The 16376-nt window shown below is 67.4% G+C and carries 16 protein-coding genes and 2 tRNA genes; 6 read left to right on the forward strand and 12 right to left on the reverse strand.

Annotated features, from left to right (window positions below; genetic code table 11):
- Nucleotides 1-31: 31 nt before the first annotated feature.
- From H7F35_RS27745 to H7F35_RS27760, 4 genes are all read left to right on the forward strand, one after another.
- Nucleotides 32-691, forward strand: a complete 660-nt coding sequence (locus H7F35_RS27745) for a response regulator (protein WP_187109735.1) — start codon at nt 32-34, stop codon at nt 689-691.
- Nucleotides 688-2016 (forward strand): ATP-binding protein, encoded by a 1329-nt coding sequence (locus H7F35_RS27750; RefSeq protein ID WP_187109736.1) that lies wholly within the window; start codon nt 688-690, stop codon nt 2014-2016. The genes H7F35_RS27745 and H7F35_RS27750 overlap by 4 nt, the downstream gene beginning before the upstream one ends.
- Before the next feature lie 101 nt (nt 2017-2117).
- Nucleotides 2118-3602 carry a DegQ family serine endoprotease gene (locus H7F35_RS27755; protein ID WP_187109737.1) on the forward strand — a complete coding sequence of 495 codons (1485 nt, stop codon included), beginning with the start codon at nt 2118-2120 and terminating at the stop codon, nt 3600-3602.
- A 120-nt stretch (nt 3603-3722) separates the two neighbouring features.
- On the forward strand, nt 3723-4025 hold the full coding sequence (locus tag H7F35_RS27760; RefSeq protein WP_187109738.1) for a hypothetical protein: 303 nt from the start codon (nt 3723-3725) through the stop codon (nt 4023-4025).
- 12 nt (nt 4026-4037) lie between these two features.
- On the opposite strand, the gene H7F35_RS27765 is transcribed toward H7F35_RS27760, so the two are convergent.
- From H7F35_RS27765 to H7F35_RS27775, 3 genes are all read right to left on the reverse strand, one after another.
- Nucleotides 4038-5903: an ATP-binding protein gene (locus H7F35_RS27765; protein WP_187109739.1), complete on the reverse strand. Its 1866-nt coding sequence runs from the start codon at nt 5901-5903 to the stop codon at nt 4038-4040.
- Between the two features lie 4 nt (nt 5904-5907).
- Nucleotides 5908-6603 carry a response regulator gene (locus H7F35_RS27770; protein WP_187109740.1) on the reverse strand — a complete coding sequence of 232 codons (696 nt, stop codon included), beginning with the start codon at nt 6601-6603 and terminating at the stop codon, nt 5908-5910.
- A 172-nt stretch (nt 6604-6775) separates the two neighbouring features.
- Nucleotides 6776-7765, reverse strand: a complete 990-nt coding sequence (locus tag H7F35_RS27775) for a helix-turn-helix transcriptional regulator (RefSeq protein WP_187109741.1) — start codon at nt 7763-7765, stop codon at nt 6776-6778.
- Between the two features lie 87 nt (nt 7766-7852).
- Between H7F35_RS27775 and H7F35_RS27780 the strand changes: the two genes are divergently transcribed.
- Nucleotides 7853-8257, forward strand: coding sequence for a GFA family protein (locus H7F35_RS27780; RefSeq protein WP_187109742.1), 405 nt, complete (start codon nt 7853-7855; stop codon nt 8255-8257).
- Between the two features lie 45 nt (nt 8258-8302).
- Here H7F35_RS27780 and H7F35_RS27785 read toward each other — a convergent pair whose 3' ends face one another.
- Complete coding sequence (locus H7F35_RS27785; RefSeq protein WP_187109743.1) at nt 8303-9205, reverse strand: CsgG/HfaB family protein; 903 nt, start codon at nt 9203-9205, stop codon at nt 8303-8305.
- A 384-nt stretch (nt 9206-9589) separates the two neighbouring features.
- Nucleotides 9590-9991 carry a GreA/GreB family elongation factor gene (locus tag H7F35_RS27790; protein WP_187109744.1) on the reverse strand — a complete coding sequence of 134 codons (402 nt, stop codon included), beginning with the start codon at nt 9989-9991 and terminating at the stop codon, nt 9590-9592.
- Nucleotides 9992-10353: 362 nt separating this feature from the next.
- Between H7F35_RS27790 and H7F35_RS27795 the strand changes: the two genes are divergently transcribed.
- A complete protein-coding gene (locus H7F35_RS27795; RefSeq protein ID WP_187109745.1) occupies nt 10354-10671 on the forward strand; it encodes a YnfA family protein in 318 nt (105 codons plus the stop codon).
- Nucleotides 10672-10743: 72 nt separating this feature from the next.
- Here the strand turns inward: H7F35_RS27795 and H7F35_RS27800 are convergent.
- The 7 genes from H7F35_RS27800 to H7F35_RS27830 form a co-directional block, all read right to left on the reverse strand.
- Nucleotides 10744-10819 (reverse strand) — tRNA-Asn (locus H7F35_RS27800).
- 152 nt (nt 10820-10971) lie between these two features.
- Nucleotides 10972-11047, reverse strand: a tRNA-Asn gene (locus H7F35_RS27805).
- Between the two features lie 83 nt (nt 11048-11130).
- Nucleotides 11131-13281, reverse strand: coding sequence for a TonB-dependent siderophore receptor (locus H7F35_RS27810; RefSeq protein WP_187109746.1), 2151 nt, complete (start codon nt 13279-13281; stop codon nt 11131-11133).
- Between the two features lie 5 nt (nt 13282-13286).
- Complete coding sequence (locus tag H7F35_RS27815) at nt 13287-14222, reverse strand: thiamine phosphate synthase (RefSeq protein WP_187109747.1); 936 nt, start codon at nt 14220-14222, stop codon at nt 13287-13289.
- Nucleotides 14219-15034, reverse strand: coding sequence for a thiazole synthase (locus H7F35_RS27820; RefSeq protein ID WP_187109748.1), 816 nt, complete (start codon nt 15032-15034; stop codon nt 14219-14221). Before H7F35_RS27820 ends, H7F35_RS27815 begins: the two co-directional genes overlap by 4 nt.
- Nucleotides 15035-15056: 22 nt before the next feature.
- Nucleotides 15057-15260 carry a sulfur carrier protein ThiS gene (gene thiS / locus H7F35_RS27825; RefSeq protein WP_187109749.1) on the reverse strand — a complete coding sequence of 68 codons (204 nt, stop codon included), beginning with the start codon at nt 15258-15260 and terminating at the stop codon, nt 15057-15059.
- Entirely contained in the window at nt 15257-16351 is a 1095-nt protein-coding gene (locus H7F35_RS27830) for an FAD-dependent oxidoreductase (RefSeq protein WP_187109750.1), read from the reverse strand. The genes thiS and H7F35_RS27830 overlap by 4 nt, the downstream gene beginning before the upstream one ends.
- Nucleotides 16352-16376: the final 25 nt, after the last annotated feature.

Genomic DNA, 16376 nt, shown 5'->3' on the forward strand with positions numbered 1-16376 from the left:
CTGCCTCGAAGCCTGAAACCGGAACACAACCATGCGACTCCTGCTTCTCGAAGACGACGTGATGATCGGCGAGGCCGTGCTCGACCTGCTGCGCGCCGAGCAATACGCGGTGGACTGGGTGAAAGACGGCGAGGCTGCCGAGTCGGCGCTGCGCACTCAGCAATACGACCTCGTGATGCTCGACCTGGGCGTGCCCCGGCGTGATGGCCTCGAGGTGCTGCGCAACCTGCGCGCGCGCAAGCAGCGCATGCCAGTGCTGATCGCCACCGCGCGCGACTCGGTTCAGCAGCGCATCGAAGGGCTCGATGCCGGTGCCGACGACTACGTGCTCAAGCCCTACGACCTCGATGAACTGCTGGCCCGCATCCGTGCCTTGTTGCGCCGCGCCGCGGGCCGCGCGGAGCCGGTCTACGAGCACATGGGCGTGAGCATCAACCCGGCCACGCGCGAGGTCACGGTCAACGGGCAGCCGGTGGTGCTCTCGGCACGCGAATGGGCTGTGCTGGAGCCGTTGCTCGCGCGGCCCGGCATGGTGCTCTCCCGTGCCCAGCTCGAAGAAAAACTCTACAGCTGGAAAGACGAGATCAGCAGCAACGCCGTCGAGGTGTACGTGCACGGCCTGCGCAAGAAGCTCGGCGCGGAACTGATCCGCAACGTGCGCGGTGTCGGCTACATGGTGCCGAAGGTATGAGGCGCAGCCTGACGGGATCGCTGCGCGCGCGGTTGCTGTGGTTCCTGCTCGCGGCCATCGTGCTGGCGGCTGGCGCGCAGGCGCTCGTGGCCTACCGCACGGTGCTGAGCGAAGCCGACGACATCTTCGACTATCACATGCAGCAGATGGCGATGTCGCTGCGCGCAGGCCTGCCGCCGAGTGCGGCGGTCGGCGGCATCGGCAGCGGCGAACAGAACTTCGATTTCGTCGTGCAGGTGTGGACCGCCGATGGCGTGCGCATCTTCGAGTCGGCCGAGCAGGCCGCGTTGCCGCAGCTCGCGGTGCTGGGTTTTGCCGACGTGCATGCGCGTGGCACCACCTACCGCGTGTTCTCGATGCAGACGCGCGGGCTGGTGATCCAGGTGGCGCAGGACATGGCCGCGCGGCGGCACATGGCCGGCACGCTGGCGCTGCGAACCATCGCGCCGGTGGCGCTGATGGCGCCGCTGCTGATGCTGGTCGTGTGGTGGGTCGTGAGCCGATCCCTGGCGCCGGTGGCGCGTGTGCGCAAGCAGGTGGCGTCGCGGCAGGCCGACGATCTGTCGCCGGTCAGCGAGGAGGGCCTGCCGGAAGAGGTGCGTCCGCTGGTGCAGGAGCTGAACCTGCTGTTCGACCGGGTGCGCCATGCCTTCGATGCGCAGAAGCATTTCGTCGCCGATGCGGCGCATGAGTTGCGCTCGCCGTTGGCGGCGTTGAAGCTGCAGGTGCAGGGCCTGCAGCGCGCGCCGGATGGCGCATCGAGGGACTTGGCCGTGAGCCGGCTGGTCGCAGGCATCGACCGCGCCACGCGACTTGTCGAGCAGATGCTTGCACTGGCCCGCCACGAGGCCAGCATGGCGGCCGGTGCCAAGCCCGAGCCGGTCGATCTGTCCGAGGTCGCGCGCCTGGCGGTGTCCGATGCCGTGGCCGCTGCGCAGGCACGCGGCATCGACATCGGCATCACCCATGCCGATGCGGCCGTGGTCAGCGGCCAGTCGGAAGCCCTGCGCATGCTGCTGCGCAACCTGCTCGAAAACGCGGTCAAGTACACGCCCATCGAGGGCCGTGTCGACATCGGCATCGCCCGGCTCGACGACGCAGTCGAACTCAGCGTCGACGACAGCGGCCCGGGACTGCCCGAAGCCGAGCGCGAGCGCGTGCTCGACCGCTTCTACCGTTCGGGCGAAACACAGGCGCCGGGCAGCGGCCTGGGCCTTGCCATCGTCAAGTCGATTGCCGAACTGCACGGCGCCACGGTGGCGCTCGACGCCTCGCCGAGCCTGGGCGGCCTGCGCGTGCGGGTGCGCTTTCCGGTGCACGCCTGAGGCTTTTTGCGAAGGGCGCGCCGTTTAAGCGGTGCTTAAGTCAGCGCAACGACATTCCTTTCATCGTGTTTGCGTTCATACGCATTGAAAGGAACCGACAAATGAACACCCGTCTGACTTCGCCCCGCGCCCTGGTGATTGCACTGGCGAGCGCAGGTGTGATCGGCGCCGTCAGTGCCGGTGCCTACACCAGCGCCCGTGCCGTGAACGCGTCGACACCCACCGCCACAGTGGCGGCGCCCGCGGCCATGGTCACGCTGCCCGACTTCTCGACCATCACCTCGCGCGACGGCCCGGCCGTGGTTAACATCAGCGTGACCGGCACCATGAAGGCCTCGGATGACCAGGCCGCTGCCGAGATCCAGGGCATGGACCCGGACGATCCGATGTTCCAGTTCTTCCGCCGCTTCCAGGGCCAGATGAATCCGCGCGGCCAGCAGCAGCAACGCGACGTGCCGGTGCGCGCCGAAGGCTCGGGCTTCATCGTGGACCCGAACGGCATCATCATCACCAATGCCCACGTCGTGAAGGACGCGAAGGAGGTCACCGTCAAGCTGACCGACCGCCGCGAGTTCCGCGCCAAGGTGCTCGGTGCGGACGCCAAGACCGACATCGCCGTGCTCAAGATCGACGCGAAGAACCTGCCGGTGCTTGCGATGGGCAACACCAAGGACCTGAAGGTCGGCGAATGGGTGCTGGCCATCGGCTCGCCCTTCGGCTTCGAGAACACCGTAACGGCCGGCGTGGTCAGCGCCAAGGGCCGTTCGCTGCCCGACGACAGCTACGTGCCCTTCATCCAGACCGACGTGGCCGTGAACCCCGGCAACTCCGGTGGCCCGCTGCTCAACACGCGCGGCGAGGTGGTGGGCATCAACTCGCAGATCTACAGCCGCAGCGGTGGCTACCAGGGCCTGTCGTTCGCGATCCCGATCGACGTGGCGATCCAGGTGAAAGACCAGATCGTCGCCACCGGCAAGGCCACGCACGGCCGGCTCGGCGTGGCGGTGCAGGAAGTGAACCAGGCCTTTGCCGATTCGTTCAAGCTCGACAAGCCCGAGGGCGCACTGGTCTCGAACATCGAGAAGGGCGGCCCCGGCGACAAGGCGGGCCTGAAGGCGGGCGACGTGATCCGCAAGGTCGACGGCCAGGCCATCGTGTCGTCGGGCGATTTGCCCGCGGTGATCGGGCAGCAGGCGCCCGGCAAGAAGGTCACGCTCGAAGTGTGGCGCCAGGGCGAGCGCCAGGAGCTGCAGGCGAAGCTTGGCGACGCCAGCGACAAGCCGGCGCAGGTCGCGAAGGCCGACACCGCCACGGGCCAGGGCAAGCTGGGTCTGGCGCTGCGCCCCCTGCAGCCGCAGGAAAAGCGCCAGGCCGGCGTTGAAAGCGGTCTGTTGATCGAAGACGCGGCGGGCCCCTCGGCGCAGGCCGGTGTGCAGGCAGGCGACGTGCTGCTGGCCATCAACGGCACGCCGGCGCAGAGCCTGGAGCAGGTGCGCGAGGTGGTGGCGAAGTCCACCAACAAGTCGGTGGCGCTGCTGATCCAGCGCGGCGAAGACAAGATCTTCGTGCCGGTCCGCATTGGATAAGGCTCGCCCCCAGGCTTCGCGCACTTCGTGTCGCTTCTCCAACCCCCTACCGGGGGCAACACCGGCGGCCCGGCAAAGCCGGTTCCGCGGTGTTCCTTGAAAAGACGGGAAGAAAAAAGCATGACGTCATCTGCCGGCGGCCTCTCGGCGCACATCCTGCCCACGTCGGCCACGATGATCGGCGTGTGCATGACCGTGATGTCGATCGGGCATCTCGGGCCGCGCGATGACATGCGGCTGCTGATCGATCGTTTGCTGGCTGTCGACGCGCTGGTCTTCCTGGCCAGTGCGTTGTTGTCTTTCATCTCCATGCGCACGCGCATATCGGGTGCACGGCTGGAGGCCTGGGGCGAGATGGTCTTCATCGCCGGACTGGCGCTGCTCGCGCTGGGTGCGGTCACGCTGGCGTTTGCGCTGCGCTGACGCCGCGGCCTGTCAGGGCAGGACGCAGGGCCAGTCGAGCAGCACGCGCGTTCCGCCCGTTCGCTCGTCGGCCGTTTCGATGTGCAGCCGCGCGCCGATGGACTGGGCGCGCGCCCGCATGTTGGTGATGCCGTGCCCCCTCGACCGGCCACCGGCGGGCGCTGCCAGCAGGCCACGGCCGTTGTCCGTGAGCACGATGCGCACCAGCGGCGGCGTTTCGTCGCCATGCCAGCTCGCATGCATCACGATGCGCGTGGCCGACGCATGCTTGAGCACATTGGTGAAGGCTTCCAGCAGGATGCGCTGCAGTTGCAGGGCAGCCTGCGCGGCGAAGGGCGCGACCGTGGGAATCACAGCGACGTCCCACACCAGTTCGATGCCGGCGGCGTCCAGGCGCGGTTGCAGGCGGTAGCGCAGCGTGGCCAGCACGGTGGGCAGGTCGTCGTGCGTGGGCTGCAGCGAATCGACGGCCATGCGCATTTCGTCCAGCGCGAGCTTCACGTGCTCTTCGACCACGCCTCGGTCGGGCACGGCCTGGGTCACCACGTTGAGCAGGCCCACCAGTTGCGAGCCCACGCCATCGTGGATCTCCCGCATGATGCGCTGGCGCTCCAGCAGAACGGCCTGCTCCTGCTGTTGCTGGCGCACGGTTTCGAAGGCGCCGCGCAACTGTTCTTCGCGCTCCGCGACGCGGGCTGCGAGGTTGGCGTTGAGCGCACCGTAGTCGGCCACCGTGCGGCTGTAGCGCTCGACCACCAGGCCGGCCAGGATCATCACGAAGAAGAACATCGCGTGCGGCGTGAGCGTGTAGTAGGCACCGCCGAACAGGCCCATGCGCACCAGCAGCAGGTCGTGCGCGCCGGCCAGGATGGCGAGCGTGCCGGCCGCCATCAGCACGCCCGCAATGCGCCGGCGTGCCACCAGCGCACCGTGGATCACGTAGGGCAGGCAGACGATGCTGATCATTTGCAGGACGACGAGGCCGCCAGTCCACAGCGTCGGCAGTGCGAATGCGAAGGAGGCACAGGCCAGCGTCACGGACAACGCGAGGGCAATGTAGATCGACCGCACCAGCCAGGGCGGATTGCGGTCCAGCACCAGCAGCACGAAGCGCGCGATCAGCCCGATGTGCATCGCGTAGCAAACCGCCACCACCGCGCCCCAGAGCGGCCACGGCACCGGCACCTCGGTCCACACGCGGTCGAGGTTGCGCGTCACGCCCGAGAGCGCGGCCAGCGCGAAGCAACCGTAGAGCGCATCGCGCTGGCGCAGCCAGAGGCCGCCGGCCATGCCGCCCATCAGCAGCAGGCTGACCGCATAGACGATGGCCGAGGTGTTGCGCCAGTTCTGCTGCTCGCGGTAGAGCGATGCGAGCGAGGCCTCGGTGCCGTAGCGGATGCTGGCCAGCCCCGCGCCGCGCTGGCGCTGGATGGTGGTGCGGATGACGAGTGCCTGCGCCTGGCCCTCGCGGTGCAGGGCGGCCGCCACGGGAACCAGTTGGTTGCCCTTGGCCGCGTCGTATTCGGGATCGCCCAGCGTGCCGAAGCTGGCGACGAGGGCAGCGTTGAACAGCACCGCCACCTGGTTGCCCACGCCTGAAAGCAGCAGCGCCGAAGGCTCGCCGGCCGGCACTGCCGCTGCGGGCAGGTCGATGCGGTAGCTGGCCTTGCCGCCGAGGCCCGGGAACTCGTGGTCCCAGCGGAATGGCAGTTGCACCCGGCGCACCTGGGCGGGAAGGCCATCGGGTTCGAGGGTGGCCTCGGCGGAGGTCACGTCCATCGCTTCGGCTGCTTTGGCTGCGTGCGTGGAATGACCCGTCAACGCTGCCATCAGCAGCAGCGCCGTGAGCAGCAGGCGATGGAGTCCCCCGGGTGTCACGCGACTAGGGAAGCCAGCCGAGATTGCGGGCCTCGAACACGGCTTCCGATTTGTTGTGCACATCCAGCTTGCCGTAGATATTGCGGATGTGAGTTTGGACTGTCGACGCCGAGACTCCCATCTGCACGCCGACTTCGACATAGGTGAAACCACGAGACACGAGGTCGAGCACCTCGAACTCGCGCGGCGACAGGCGCTCGGACGCCGTGCTGGCGCCATAGGCCGTGGCGCTGGGCGGGCGGACACCGGTGGGCTCGGGTGGCGTGCCGGCGCGGGTCTGCCAGCGGCGCAGCAACTGCCGTGCGATCACCGGCGACATGGGTGAGCCACCCGCGCGCAGGTGACGGATGTGGGTGGCCAGGTCGGCCTCGGTGCCGTCCTTCAGCAGGTAGCCGCTGGCGCCGGCCTCGAAGGCCTGGACCATGTTGGCCTCGTCGCCGAAGATGGACAGCACCATCACCGCGCAGGCCGGTTGCATGTGGCGGCACTGGCTGATGACCTGCAGGCCGGGGTGATCGGGCAGGCCGAGGTCGACCAGCAGCACGTCCACCGGGTTGTGGACCAGCCACCCGAGGATGTCGAGGGCGTTGGAGGCGCTGTAGGCCAAGGTCAGCGACGGGTCTGCATCGACGACCCGCGCGATGCGCTCGCGCATGCCGGTGTCGTCCTCGACCAGCGCGACCTGTGTCGCCGCCGTCATGCGCCTGCCCGGTGCGGATCAAGCCTGCCCTGGAAGGCGCTGAAGGAGATGCCCGATGCGGGAAAGCTGTATGCGCTCATACAGGACGGGGAGGTGAGGCGCATGAAGATTCCCTGGCGGGTGTTTGGCTGAATGACGCCGAGGGTAGGGTCCGGTCGAACCCCTGCACATCCTATAGATGGGGGAGGCGGAGCGCGGCTTTTCCGGGCTGGCGCGCCGCCGCCTTGCCGAGTCGTTCGGCGACGCGCGCCAGGTGCTCGACCAGCTCCGGAGGCGACTCCACCTCGAAGTCGTGTCCCAGGCAACCGAGCCAGACGGCCAGCCCGTCGAGCGAATTGGCGCCGGTGGCGATGCGCGTGGACCCTTCATCGATGGCTTGCGGCACACCACCCACCCAGCCCATCCGGGCTTCGATTGCCTTGAGCGGTGCATGCACCACGACGCTGGCGTGATGCAGGTAGGGCGATACGTCGAGCGCGTGCGCCATATAGGTCGCCACATCGCCGTGCGGCAGCCTGCGAGGCGTGAAGCGGTCGCCCGTGGGTTCGGGCTCGACGATGCGGTCGAGGCGAAAGGTGCGCCAGTCCTCGCGCACCGTGTCCCAGGCCAGCAAGTACCAGCGCTGTCCGGTCTGCACCACGCGATGCGGCTCTGCCGTGCGGGCGGTGGCGGCGTCGTTGTGGTCGCGGTAGCCGAAGCGCAGCACGAGCCGTTCGGTGCAGGCTTCAGCAAGGAAGGCGACTGCTTTCAGGCGCACGGATGATTTGCCCCGCGCCACCGGCACCACCGACGAGCGCACGCTGTCGAGCCGGCGGCGCAGGCGGGGCGGCATCAGTTGTTCGAGCTTGGCCAGCGCGCGCATCGAGGCGTTCTCGATGTCGCCCGCAGACCCGGCCGGGTTGCCCAGGCTGAGCGCGACGGCGATGGCTTCTTCGTCTTCGAGCATCAGCGGGGGCAGGGCGGTGCCCGCGCCCAGTCGGTAGCCGCCGGCCACGCCCGAGGTGGAGTCGACCGTGTAGCCCAGGCTGCGAAGGCGATCGACGTCGCGGCGCAAGGTGCGCTCGGTGATTTCGAGCCGCTCGGCCAGACCCGCGCCCGTCCATGCGCGCTGGGCCTGGAACAACGAAAGAAGCCGGATCAGGCGTGCGGAGGCAGACAGCATGCCCGCATGATGCCTGTGATCGAGGACAGTATCTGTCCGCAATGGCCCGTAGCCTTGGCGCCTCTTTCAATCCAACGGACTCGACCCATGAAGAAGACATACAACGGCAGCTGCCACTGCGGCAAGGTGCGCTTTCAGGCGCTGATCGACCTTGCCGAAGGCACCGGCAAATGCAATTGCTCCATCTGCACCAAGGCCAGGGGATGGGGTGTGACCATGAAGCCGGAAGCCTTCACGCTGGTGTCGGGAGAAGAGGATCTGTCGAGCTACCAGTTCAACACGCACAGCGCCGAGCACCTGTTCTGCAGGCACTGCGGCATCCGGCCGTTCGGGCGCGGCAATGTTCCCGAAATCGGCGGTGCGTATGTCAGCGTGAACGTGACCTGCCTGGACGACGTGACGCTGGAGGAGCTTGCGACGGCACCCGTGCGCTACATGGACGGGCGCAACAACAACTGGTTCGAGCAGCCGGCAGAAACCCGCCACCTCTGAACTGCAGAGAAAGGTGGCGGGTCGGCCGGCGGCGAACCCGTGGGCTTACTGCTGTTGTTGTTGCTTGCGGCGTCCCTTGGACGTGCTCGGCGCCGAGGTTTGCGACGGCGCTGCGCTGCCGTCCACGCCCAGGCGGCCACCGCCACCGAGGCCCTGGCCGCGCACGGTCTGCGCCTTGTAGTTGCGCAGCGAACGGACCATCTGGTTGAAGGCGTCCATGAAGGCCGCGGCGATCACCTTGCCTTGCGGGGTGCGCGTATAGCCGCCGATGCCGCCGGCACCGGAGATACCACTCAGGTTGGCGAAGCCGCCGAAGTCGGTCTTCGACGCACTGCCTTCGGCCGCCGCGACCTGCACGCCCGAGCGGTTGTCGATCAGCGTCAGGAGCGCGCTGGCTTCCTTGGTCTGCAGGTTGGCGCCGAGCTGGGCCAGTGCGCGGCCACGGCCACCACCCACCAGGCCACCGAGCGCACCACCGATGCCGCCGGCGTCGCTGTTGCTGAACACGATCTCGGGCGACAGGCCGTAGTCGGAAGCCACCATCTGGCCGCGACCGAAGTTGCTGCCGCCGCGCATTTCGCCCGACTGCATCAGCGCGCGCTCGCGCGTCATGGCGTTCATGCCGGCCGCGCCGCGCTCGACCACCACGAAGCAGTTCGATTGCTGCACCAGCAGGCGAAGCAGGTTGGCCGTAGGCGGCAGCTTGTATTCGCCGGTAAGCACCGTGTACCAGCCGGCGTTCACGTTCTCGATCAGCGAGACGGTGCCCAGCGGCGAGTCGCAGCGCTCGAGCTGGCTGCTTTCGCCCGAGGTGGCCGCGCCGGCCGCGCTGCCGGTGGCGACGGTCTTGGCCGACTGGCTGCCCATTTGCATGTCCATGGTCTGGCAGCCCGAAAGGACCAGCAGGCCGGCGAGTGCGCTCGCGAGAGAGAGTTTAGAAAAAGCCATGTCCCGATCTATCAAGTGAAAACAATGCGGTGCCCGTGGCGGGCATCACGCGTCGAGAACCGAAGAGGGAACTGCAGGGGCCTGTACGACCTCCCGATCCGACGCGCCGCCAACGGCCGCGCGACGATACGACCCGGGGGTCCGGCACACCAGTGCCGAAAGTCATGGTCTTGCGCGCATGGCCTGGTCGATGGCCCTTTGCCGCGAGGGCTCCTTGACCAGTGTCCGAAACGGGGATGTGCGGGGTGTCCGGCAACCCGATCCTCGGTCGCTCCAGCCGCGACGCCGAACAGAAAACTGCCCGGGGTGACAAGCGGAGCGTGGCGATTATTACTCAGGAAACTTTTTAAAACAGGCGTGTCACGGTGGGCGCGTCGCCGCGCTTCAGGTCGTGTAGTCGCCGCTGGCCTCGGGCTGGAAAAGAATCGCGACCACGCGCGCCGCACCTTGCGCGCCATTGGGCATCTGCCACCGGGCCAGCGTGCCGGCCTTCACCCCGAGCAGGCCGATGCCCACGGGCGAGAGCACCGAGATGAAGCCGGACGCTGGCTCCGCATCGGCGGGGTAGCAGAGGGTGATCTTCTGCGTCTGATGCGTGGCCGGGTCTTCGATCTGCACCTGCGAGTACATCGTCACGATGTCCGCAGGCACCTCGCGCGATGGCAGGACCTCCGCCAGATCGAGAAGATCCGCAAGCACCGGCGGAAGCTGGCTGCCGTTCAGTTTGTTGAGACGGGCGGCGTCGAGTTCGGTGAGCGTGCGCTCCCCGTGAATGGTTGCAAGCATGAAGCACTCCAATTGAATGCGACGCCGCCCTGTGAAGTGGAACAGGCGAAGTCGCTACCGCGCGGAGGGGGCCCGGCGGTCAATGGTTCGCGCAACAAGAAGGGAAGTAGCGGACCGCCGGGCTCAGGAAAGTGCGGAGGTACGTCGGATGGCCGTCGTGGCCGCCGCAACGACAGCACCCGCGCGGCGGCCGGCTGCTGCCAAGGGCAGGGCGGTGCGTGCAGGGTGTTTGCGGGACGAGGACGGGCAGACCATTCGAACGAGTGTAGGTGTGCCCGATGAGGCCATCAAGCAATGGCCTCACGTGTCTTGCCGATAAGCGCAAAGAGGGATGCGCATGAAGCGGCCCGCACAATCGGCGGATGCGGACCTTTCTTCTTTATGTCGCGACAGCGCTCGCCGAAATCATCGGCTGCTATTTGCCGTACCTCTGGCTCAAGCAGGACCGTTCGGCCTGGCTGCTGCTGCCGGCAGCAATCAGCCTTGCGGCCTTTGCTTGGCTGCTGACGCTGCATGAAGCAGCAGCGGGCCGCGTCTATGCGGCATACGGCGGCGTGTACATCGGCGTGGCGATCGCGTGGCTCTGGGCCGTCGATGGCATGCGACCCACGCCGTGGGACGTTGCCGGCGTCGCCGTGTGTTTCGTCGGCATGGGGCTGATCGCATTCCAGCCGCGATAGGCGAGAGCACCAAAGAAAATGCCCCGCTACCTTGTGAGTAGCGGGGCATCCAAGAACCACGGGGGTTTGTTTTGGCTCCTCGACCTGGGCTCGAACCAGGGACCTACGGATTAACAGTCCGGCGCTCTACCAACTGAGCTATCGAGGAACAAGCCTTAAATTATATTCAATGAAATTGTCGATTCCGGGCCAGTCGGCTTCATTTTTTTGAGAGGCAATGCATGAGCGTCGCGAAGCCGCAAATGAAAATGCCCCGCTACGTTTGAGTAGCGGGGCATCCAGTTGCCTTGCGGCTTGTAGTGGCTCCTCGACCTGGGCTCGAACCAGGGACCTACGGATTAACAGTCCGGCGCTCTACCAACTGAGCTATCGAGGAACAAGCCTTAGATTATAGCGTGGTTTTTTGGGCCTTCCCAACCACGCGTTATTGCCGCACCAAATTTCCGGCGTGCGCGATGTTCAAAGCGCAATGCTCAACCCGAGACGCAAAGTGCGCGGCGCACCCGGGAACAGATAGACGTGGCTGAACTGATAGGGCGACTCCTTCCAGTAGCGCCGATCGAACAGGTTGTCGACCGCCAACGTCCAGGTCGCATTGGCGCCGCGCATCTTCGTGTCGTAGCGCAGCACGGCATCGACGCGCGTCCATGAAGGCAGCGTGACCGAGCCATCGGGCAGCACGTTGCGGCGGCCTTCATACGAAAGCTGTCCCGCCAGTTCGAGGCCCGGCACCGATGCGAAGCGGTAGGCCGTCTGCGCGCGCAGCACCTGCTTGGGCACGTTGGTGGGCGACTGGCCGTTGAGCGCCGGATTGGCCACGCTCCCGCGTCGCTTCGCATCGATCAGCGTGAGGCTGCCGCCGACACGCCAGGGCCCCTGGTTCCACTGCGCGCCGGCTTCGAGGCCGCGATGCACCGCGCTGCCGTCGTTGCGCACTTCGCAAAGACCGCTGCACAGGTCGAGGTTGGTCATCGGCCGCGAGATGTCGAACCACGCGAGTTGCCAGTTGAAGGCATCGTTGCCACCCTTCAGGCCCAGCTCCCACTGGCGCGAGCGCAGCGCCGGCAGCGCCTGGCCGGCATTGCTGTACTGCGAACTCTTGTTGGGTACGACCTGCGACTCGATGCCCCGGCCCCAGCTTGCGTAAGCGAGCAGCCCCGGCTGGATGGCGAAACTGGCGGCGACCCATGGCGTGGTCACGCCCTGCTTGTAACCCGTCGGATTCGAGCCGTCGTTGCCGATGCTGCTGCGGTCGAGCCGCGTGTGGCGTGCGCCGAGCCAGGTGGTGAAGCGGTCGTTCCAGCGGATCGCGTCCTGCACCGAGAGTTCGGTCGAGCGCTCGTCGCGGTTGGTCTGCGGCGTGGTGGCGTCCGGGTTCGGCGGCACCATGGCCGTGGCCCAGATGTTGCCGGTGCCCGCGTAGTTGTAGGCCTGATTCTGGAAGTGGTTGCGCACGCGGCTTTGCAGCAGCCCGAAGCCCAGCTCGTGCCGCACGCTGCCGGTCATCACGTTGCCCTTGAGGTTGAGGCTGCCCGCAGTCAGCGTGCGGCGCTCGTTCTCGCTGCGAAAGTCATAGACGTCGAAGGTGCCGTCGGAGCAATAGCGGTCGTAGTTGCCCTCGGCGCCGCAGCCGAAGGCGTAGGCCAGGCGGTCGTCGCTTTTCAGGCGCTGCTGGCCGATCTGCGCGCTCCAGCGCCAGTCGGTGTTGATCGCCTGGCTGAAGCGCACGGTGCCCGTCAGCGCCTTGAACACCGAGGGCTGCGACCAGGGCTGGTTGTTGAGGTTGATGCGCGGGTCGACCGGTGCAGGCAGCACATGGCCCAGCAGGCTGTAGCCGTTCTGGCTCGGCTGTGTCTTGTGGCTTTGCTCGATCTCGAACTCCAGCACCGAGTCGCGCGTGATGCGCCAGTCGGCTGCGAGCGAAAACAGGTTGCGGTTGCCGTCGAGGTCGTGCGTCAGCGGCTTGAGGTTTTCGCTCGCCACGTTGAGCCGGTAGCCGAACTGGCGGTTCTCGCCGAAGCGGCCGCCAAGGTCGATGGCGCCCAGCACGCTGCCACGGCTGGTGGTTTCGATGCGCACGACGCGCAGGTCCTGCTCGGTCGGCCGCTTGACGACGTAGTTGACCAGCCCGCCTGGCGCGCTGGTGCCGGCCTGGATGCCGCTGGTGCCGCGCAGGATCTCGACGCGTTCCTTGTTGTCCAGCGGGATCGATGTCTCCGCGCTGATCGGCAGGCCTTCGCGCCGGTAGTTGAAGCGGTTGTCGAGCACGAAACCGCGCACCGTCAGGTAGTCCCAATAGCCGGCGGAGTTGTAGGCGTCGGTGACCGAGGCATCGAACTGCGTGAGGTCTGCCAGCCGTCGTGCGCCGCTGGCGCGCAGTTGCTTGCTGTCGATCACCGTCGCCGAGATCGGCAGCTCGCGCAGCGGCACGTCGCCGAAGCCGCTGATCTCTGCTTGCGGTGCAGCAGCGCCTTCATTGACGGTGACTTCGGGCAGCGAAGCCTGTTGCGCGTGTGCGCTGCAAGCCGTTGCCAGAAGCACAACGGCAATTGCACGTGAGACGGGTGAGAGCGATTGGATGGACGAAAGGGAGGGGTGGCGTTGGTTCATTCTGTTCAGTTGCCTGCAGCGGCGCTCATGGCCGCCATCCATTGCGCGGCCGTGGCCTCAGGGTCTTCGGCCGCGACCAGCGCGCGCACCACAGCGATCGAGCCGACGCTGGTGGCCAGCACCTCGGGCAGTCGCACGGCATCGATGCCGCCGATGCCGACCTGCGGATAGCCGCGCAGCAGGCGCGCATAGGCCGCAAGCCGGGCCACGCCCTGGGGTGCGGTCGCCATCCGCTTGAGCGTTGTCGGGTACACCGCGCCCATCGCGATATAGCTCGGGCTCACGGCGTCGGCGCGCACCATCTCGGCGTAGCCATGGGTGCTGACACCCAGGCGCAGGCCGGAAGCGCGCAACTGCTGCAGCTCTTCAGGCGAGAGCGCATCGAGGTCTTCCTGGCCAAGGTGAATGCCATAGGCACCCGCAGCGATGGCCACTTGCCAGTGATCGTTGATGAAGAGCAGGGCGCCGGTGCCCTGCACCGCTGCGACAGCCGCCTGCACTTCGCGTTCGACGGCTGCCGCGTCGTCGGACTTGAAGCGCAACTGCACGGTTGGCACGCCGGCGCGCGCCATGCGGCCGACCCATGCTGCATCGGGCAGCACAGCGTAAAGGCCGAGCCGTTCGGGGCAGGGCGGAAAAGCATCGTCGCGTGCAGCGGGCGGAAACGGCCGCAGGCCGAAATCAACAGGGCTGTCGGGCCACAGCGCCGCATCGAATTGGCTCAGCCGCTCGCTTTGTGCGCGCCAGGCGTGGGCGAGGCATTCCGCATCGATCTCGATGAAGCCAAGGGCTGTGCAGGCCTGCTTGGCGCCGCGATAGACCGCATCGTCCGAAGAGAAGTTCGGCGCGCTGACGGGCGCCGAGGTGATGGCACCGAAGCGCAACCCGTGGGCTGCGACGATGGCGTGCGCAATGGCGCGGGCGTCTGGGGCGGTGCTCATGGCGCGTGGTGCCAGAAGGGCGTGCCGAGCACCGGCGTGCTGGGTTGCGCCGCATCCTGCGCAGCCATGGCGCCGGCGCGCCAGGCGGTGCGGCCCGCCTGCACGGCATCGGCGAAAGCGCCTGCCATTGCAACCGGGTCCTGCGCCAGGGCGACGGCGGTGTTGAGCAGCACGCCGTCGTATCCCCACTCCATCACCTGGCAGGCATGCGAAGGAAGACCGAGGCCCGCATCCACCAGCATCGGCACCTTGAGCCGGTCGCGCAGCACTTGCAGTGCGTAAGGGTTGATCGGCCCGCGGCCGGTGCCGATGGGCGCGGCCCAGGGCATCACGGCCTGGCAACCGACGTCGACCAGCCGCTGGCACAGCACCAGGTCTTCCGTGCAATAGGGCAGCACCTTGAAGCCGTCGCGGATCAGCTGCGATGCGGCATCGACAAGATTCAGCGTGTCGGGCTGCAGCGTGTAGTCGTCGCCGATCAATTCGAGCTTGATCCACGGCGTGTCGAACAGCTCGCGCGCCATCTGCGCGGTGGCGACCACTTCCTGCACGCTGTGGCAGCCGGCGGTGTTGGGCAGCACCGGCACGGCCAGGTTGCGCAGCAGCTCCCAGAAGCCGTTGCCGAGGTCGCTGTTGCCCGAGCCCTGATTCGCTGTCTGGCGGCGCAGCGACGCGGTCAGCATCGCGGGCTTCGCGCGCTTCACCGCCGCTTCGAGCAGGTCGGGCGATGGGTAGCGCGCGGTGCCGAGCAGCAGCCGGCTTTGAAAGGTCTCGCCGTAGAGGACCAGCGGATCGTTTGTGTTGTTCGTCATGGGTGTTGTCTCCATCGTTCGTTCAGCCGCCCGTCACGGGGCGAATCACCTCGATGCGGTCGTCGGGTTGCAGCGTGCGCGCCGCATAGGCCGAGCGCGGCACGAACTCGCGGTTCACGGCCACCGCAAACGGCGGCGTGGCATTCAATGCGGCCAGCGCGTCGGTGAGCGTGGCGCTGTCGGGCAGCGCAAAGGGCTTGTCGTTGATCAGGATGTTCATCGTCATGCGTTGTCGGAGGTCTCCATGCCGAAGCTGCGCGCAAGCGTGGCGTGGCCGTGCGCGAGCAACTGCATCGTGGCGTCGAGCAGGGCGGGCGCGATCATGAAGCCGTGGCGGTACAGGCCGTTGATCTGCAGCACGCGCGGCTGCGGCTGGCGAATGGCAGGCAGGTTGTCGGGCAGCGTGGGACGGCACTGCGTGGCGATCTCCACGATGCGCGCTTCGGCAAAACCGCTGTGCACGGCGTAGGCGGCGCTCAGCAGTTCCAGCGTGGAGCGCACGCTGGCGGGCGACATGTCGTCCGACTCGATCTCCGTCGCGCCGATCACGAAGATGTTGCCGGGCTTGGGCGCGATGTAGAGCGGATAGCGCGGATGCACGAGGCGCGTGGGGCGCTGCAGCGTCACTTCGGGCGCATGCACGCGGATCACCTCGCCGCGCACGCCGCGCAGCGCCTGCCACTGGGGCTTGGCGCCCAGGCCGCGGCAGTCGATCACCCAGTCGGGCTGGCCCGGTTGGCCGGGTGAGAAGTCCGCCAGTGCGCGAGGTGATTGCCAGTGCAGGTCGACGTTCGGGCTGCCCTGCAAGGTGGCGAGCAGCGATGCAAGCAGGGCGCGGTTGTCGAGCTGGCCTTCGCCCGGCAGGAACAGGCCCTGCGCGAAACGCTGGCCCAGCGAAGGCTCGAGCGCGGCGATGGCTGTCGCGTCGAGCGTTTGCATCGGCGCGAGTTCGGGGACCTGCGCGCCAGTCGTGGCGAGCACCCGCGCAAGCCGCGAGGCTTCGGCCGCATCCTGCCGGTGCCAGAGCACCAGCGTGCCTTCGCGCTGGAAGAACACGGGCTGTGCGAGCGAGGCCAGCAGTTCGGGCCAGCGCGACAGCGCGTGCTGCCCCATGCGCACGACCGAGACCGGCGCCACGGCCGATTCGGCCAGCGGCGCGAGCATGGCTGCGGCCACGCGCGCGGCCGCACCCTCGGCGTCGGCGCTGCCCGCTTCGTACAGGTCGACCTTGCAGCCAGCCTGCGCCAGCGAAACCGCCAGTAGCCGGCCCATGAGGCCCGCGCCGAGGATGGCGACTGATTGAAATGGCAGGCTCATGGTCTTGCTCCTTCCCCCTCTGGGG

It is taken from the genome of Variovorax sp. PAMC26660 (assembly GCF_014302995.1).
In the GTDB taxonomy this organism is placed as follows: Bacteria; Pseudomonadota; Gammaproteobacteria; order Burkholderiales; family Burkholderiaceae_C; genus Variovorax.

Bases quoted from the DNA above. Each gene is read 5' to 3' on its own strand.
- H7F35_RS27745 (WP_187109735.1), top strand. From the start codon at position 32: ATGCGACTCCTGCTTCTCGAAGACGACGTGATGATCGGCGAGGCCGTG.
- H7F35_RS27750 (WP_187109736.1), top strand. From the start codon at position 688: ATGAGGCGCAGCCTGACGGGATCGCTGCGCGCGCGGTTGCTGTGGTTC.
- H7F35_RS27755 (WP_187109737.1), top strand. From the start codon at position 2,118: ATGAACACCCGTCTGACTTCGCCCCGCGCCCTGGTGATTGCACTGGCG.
- H7F35_RS27760 (WP_187109738.1), top strand. From the start codon at position 3,723: ATGACGTCATCTGCCGGCGGCCTCTCGGCGCACATCCTGCCCACGTCG.
- H7F35_RS27770 (WP_187109740.1), bottom strand. From the start codon at position 6,603: ATGACGGCGGCGACACAGGTCGCGCTGGTCGAGGACGACACCGGCATG.
- H7F35_RS27775 (WP_187109741.1), bottom strand. From the start codon at position 7,765: ATGCTGTCTGCCTCCGCACGCCTGATCCGGCTTCTTTCGTTGTTCCAG.
- H7F35_RS27780 (WP_187109742.1), top strand. From the start codon at position 7,853: ATGAAGAAGACATACAACGGCAGCTGCCACTGCGGCAAGGTGCGCTTT.
- H7F35_RS27785 (WP_187109743.1), bottom strand. From the start codon at position 9,205: ATGGCTTTTTCTAAACTCTCTCTCGCGAGCGCACTCGCCGGCCTGCTG.
- H7F35_RS27790 (WP_187109744.1), bottom strand. From the start codon at position 9,991: ATGCTTGCAACCATTCACGGGGAGCGCACGCTCACCGAACTCGACGCC.
- H7F35_RS27795 (WP_187109745.1), top strand. From the start codon at position 10,354: ATGCGGACCTTTCTTCTTTATGTCGCGACAGCGCTCGCCGAAATCATC.
- H7F35_RS27810 (WP_187109746.1), bottom strand. From the start codon at position 13,281: ATGAACCAACGCCACCCCTCCCTTTCGTCCATCCAATCGCTCTCACCC.
- H7F35_RS27815 (WP_187109747.1), bottom strand. From the start codon at position 14,222: ATGAGCACCGCCCCAGACGCCCGCGCCATTGCGCACGCCATCGTCGCA.
- H7F35_RS27820 (WP_187109748.1), bottom strand. From the start codon at position 15,034: ATGACGAACAACACAAACGATCCGCTGGTCCTCTACGGCGAGACCTTT.
- thiS (WP_187109749.1), bottom strand. From the start codon at position 15,260: ATGACGATGAACATCCTGATCAACGACAAGCCCTTTGCGCTGCCCGAC.
- H7F35_RS27830 (WP_187109750.1), bottom strand. From the start codon at position 16,351: ATGAGCCTGCCATTTCAATCAGTCGCCATCCTCGGCGCGGGCCTCATG.